The sequence below is a fragment of the Nocardia farcinica genome, assembly GCF_029867845.1.
GTDB classification, from domain to species: Bacteria; Actinomycetota; Actinomycetes; order Mycobacteriales; family Mycobacteriaceae; genus Nocardia; species Nocardia farcinica_A.
In genome coordinates this window covers 1-3,856 of the sequence record NZ_JARWRU010001069.1, presented here as the reverse complement: position 1 = coordinate 3,856, position 3,856 = coordinate 1, and the positions used below count along the sequence as shown (strand labels likewise).

At 66.0% G+C, this 3,856-nt stretch carries 1 protein-coding gene and 1 pseudogene; one reads left to right on the top strand and one right to left on the bottom strand.

Going from position 1 to position 3,856, the window contains the following annotated elements:
* Positions 1 to 2,212 (top strand): annotated as a pseudogene (locus tag QH283_RS23615) (MobF family relaxase); the annotation flags it as partial.
* 833 nt (positions 2,213 to 3,045) lie between these two features.
* On the opposite strand, the gene QH283_RS23610 reads toward QH283_RS23615, so the two are convergent.
* The gene (locus QH283_RS23610; RefSeq protein ID WP_280505134.1) at positions 3,046 to 3,690 is read right to left on the bottom strand and encodes a hypothetical protein; all 645 of its coding nucleotides are present in this window, start codon (positions 3,688 to 3,690) and stop codon (positions 3,046 to 3,048) included.
* Positions 3,691 to 3,856 lie beyond the last annotated feature (166 nt).

Genomic DNA, 3,856 nt, shown 5'->3' with positions numbered 1-3,856 from the left:
GTTACCGGACGAGATGCCTGCCGCCGCGTTGTGGTCGCGCCTGGACCTGGCCCCCTCCGCATTGGACGGTCGCGACCACAACCTGCGCCCGGAATGGATCACCGACCTCCACGACATCCTCGGCCCAGACACCGCCGACCGCGTCACCACAGACCCGGCCTGGCCCAGAGTCGTCGCCGCCATCGACCACGCCGCCGGCAGCGGTTGGACACCTCGGCAACTCTTGGCCACCGCACACGAACTCCTCACTGCCGCAACCTTCGACGACGGCACCGGACTACGCCCCGACCAGATCACCGCCGCCCTCGCCTGGCGCATCGACGCACTCCTACAGCACGCACCCACCACCTCAACCCCAGAGAACGCACCCATGAACGAACACTTCGCGACGCCCATGACCGAACCCGACGACCGTGAAGAACACCCACCCGACACCGAATCGGCTCACCATGCAGGCGATGTCCCCGCACCATCGATGCCGGCGCGGGCGCCGTCCATACCGCAGGCCGCTGCCTCCTCCGGGGCCGTCGCGGAAGTCGAAGTCGTCGCGAACTTGTTCCAGCAAGGACGCATCCGTGCAGCGGTGCATCGGTTCGGCGAGTTCCACGATCGCCTCACCGAGGAGCAACGCTGGATCCTGGGCGCCATCGCCGACACCCTCTACCACTATCCCTACCCCGTGGCGACCGCACATCTACGTCGTGCCGGACAGCGCTTCCCCGATCATCGTGCGCTCATCGATGCCTGCACCCCGGCCAGCGACCCCGGTGTCTACCAGGACCTTCCCGCCCCCAAGCAGGCAGCACCGACCTATGACCGCGAACATCGCCACCGCGCAGCACATGACCACGAGACCCGACACGAACCAGACCTGATCCACGACCCGCTACCCGATTCGCTGATCCGGGCACGCCACCAGGAGCAGGACTATCACGACACCCGCGCCGGCCTCGACGAGCAGCCCTGGGCACGCCCCGACGCCCACGAAGTCCGCCGACTAACCGATGACCCCGATCTACCCCACGCGCACCTGCCTCCCCTGCCCCGGCCTGACACCGCACCGCCACGCGAATCCGACCCACTCGCCGTACGCGGATACCGCCGCGACGAAGCCAAAGACCCCACCCCCGCCGCCTACGCCCTCGACTACGACAAAGCCGCGATCCCACGAGCACGCGGCCTGGAATGCGTCTCATGCAGCATCGAACGCCACCCCACCGAGGCCACACCCATCCCGCCCCGGCGATCCGACGACGGCCTGTGCCACGACTGCCGGGACACCAACCAACCCAGCATCCCCGACCACGACCCCGCCCAACACCCCATCGCGCGCGCAAACCACCTCGCCGCCACCAGACCTCTCACCACCGCCCACGCGATCCTGCGCCGCGACTGGAAAGCCACGCCCAGCCCGGACCGCCGCGCCCAGATAGAAGCCTGGGTCCACGAGCATCCCCCCACCGATACCCCATCGACCTCTATCCCACCGGCCGACGATCCGCTGTTCACGCTTACCGACACCGAACTCGCCGACCGGATCAGCGAACTTCGGCAACAACTCGCCCTCATCGACACCCACACCACCGCCTACGCCCCAGCCCCGGCGGAACCCGACGACCACCCCGCCACCGATCAACTCGTCACCCGCCACCGCGCCGCATGTGATGCGATCCAAGCCGCGCGCCATGCCGACGAGGATCTCCAACGCGCGACCCGCGCGCTTCAGGCCACCCGCACAGAACTGGCCACCCACCGCCAGCGGCTCGCGGAAACACCTCCCCGGCAACGCCGCACCCGGCATGTCCTGAACACCCGAATCACCGAACTCGTCGATCGACAAGCAGCCCACGAACGCGAGCTCACCCGCGCCCGCACCGATGCCCGCGAAGCCCGACGCAACGCCACCAACCATGCGGGAACACCTGATCACTGGGATGACGTCCTCACCGACCGCCCCGAAAGGAGCCAGCCCATCCCGCCTCGGCACCATGCCGAAGGCACCGGCGCGATGGTCGAGCAGTTCGTCACCGACGTCCGGATCGAGATCGAACAACTTCGTGCCGAGCAGTGTCGACGACACGAACTGACCTCTGCGCAACACCGACACGAACAGGCACTACGGCACACCAGCCGGGCCGAAATGCCACACGAGCGAACGCAATTCGACCACACCACCCCCACCCGCGATCCGGACGTCGACCGAGATCTCTGACTCCTCGACGATGCATCCGACGAGGGCTCGCCCCATGCAACGACAGACAATGCTCAATGATCGGCACGATGCGATCCTCCACTTAGGCCCGCAACTTCCCGTCAGCGTTCGCGCGCTTCCCGCCCACGTTCACATTCCCGGGCCCGAGCCTCCCTTCCTGCACGGGTCGTGCCGTTGCCCGGCACCGCGGGCTCGCGATCCAGTTCCCGATCCGGTGGCGACATGCTCACCTCGAGTACCCGCGCGACATCGGGTGGTAGTCGTGCCAGCAGTTGTTCCTGCACAGCCCGGATGCTAGAGAGTTCGTGCCGACGGGCCTGCTGTCCTGCTTTCTCTGCTCGCTGCCGTTCAATCGCCCGCGCCGCCGCTTCCAGGACCCGGGACTTGGATTCACGTTGCTATTGTTGCTGGCACAGCAGTTCTGGAATGTCGCGCACTCCCGCTGCACCCCACCGCTTGCTGCTCGAGCGCGCGCCGCCCAAGCTTGCGGGCCTTCTCCGCATCAGCACTGGAACTCCACGACCTGGAACCGTCCGGGAAGTCACGCTGTAACCCATCGAGTTGCTGACGCACCAGCGGATCAGCAGCACCGACTCGCATCACTCGGGGCTGCTGCACTGATAGGTGACATCGATCTGGCTTGCCGAGTGGCGGGCCCGGAAGAAGGCTGTGGCTGGTTTCGAAACGCAGGCACGGCTTGCGGCAAAGGCGAACATTTGGACGCCGCGGTCGAACTGGTGCACAAACTTCTCGTCGCGCGCGGAGACGGGGCCTTCACATAGGTTCCGACGGCGCTCCGTTGGTGATCTTGGGCACGCTCACGGCGGTATCGGCTACACGTCGCTGGGGTCTCGTTTGTTGCCTTGAATGCGCACCATTATGAGGGTGCGCGGACGGGGGTCGCCGGCAGGGCCGGGCAGGGTACGGACGTCAATGCAGGCAGGAATGGCTGCGAGGCCCTGTGGCTTCGGGGTGAGATCGAGGACAACGAGGAAGTTCACGGGCGGGCCAGCGACCTGGTAGGAGATCGCTTGGGGCCCGTAGGCGGTGATGTATGCATCGAAAGACGGGTCGGCCCAGTCCCGCTTGAGCTCAAGCGTGATCAGCTCGGTATTCGGCTGCCAGGCGATGTCGACCCGCCCCCCGCCGACGTTGGTTTCCTCCATGCGTACACGCAGGCCCTGGCCGCGCAGGAAATCCCGCAGATCGCGGCCGAGTTCCGCTTCGCGTGGTCTGTCTTCGTCCTTCTTGAGCTGCCGGAGGTAGGCCCGCGCTGGTCCTCCGTACTTTTGCGTCTCGGAGAGGCGCAGGTCGACGAATCGGAGCAAGTGTAGGAGCATACGGTCTACGTCGGCGGCGAACTGGCCGACATACCCGTCCGGGCATTGTTCCTTGAGCTGGCGATGGGTGTTGCGGAACGTGGTGGCCACAATCGGCACCTCGTCGACCGGTTGTGCGGCCTTTCTGGCGACGAGCATCGCATCGATTCGCTCCCTCAGTTCCTGAGGTGCCGGAACTTCCTCGGACAGTGACCCAAAGTATGATTTGGGTAACTGAACGGAGTTGTTTGTGGCACAGAAAAAGTCGCGTCAGTTCAGCCCCGAGTTCCGGGAAACAGCGGCACGTGAGGTGGTCGAGAAGTCT

What these genes read in the sequence shown, in the direction of transcription:
- QH283_RS23610 (WP_280505134.1), bottom strand. Translation starts at nt 3,690, where the DNA reads ATGCTCGTCGCCAGAAAGGCCGCACAACCGGTCGACGAGGTGCCGATT.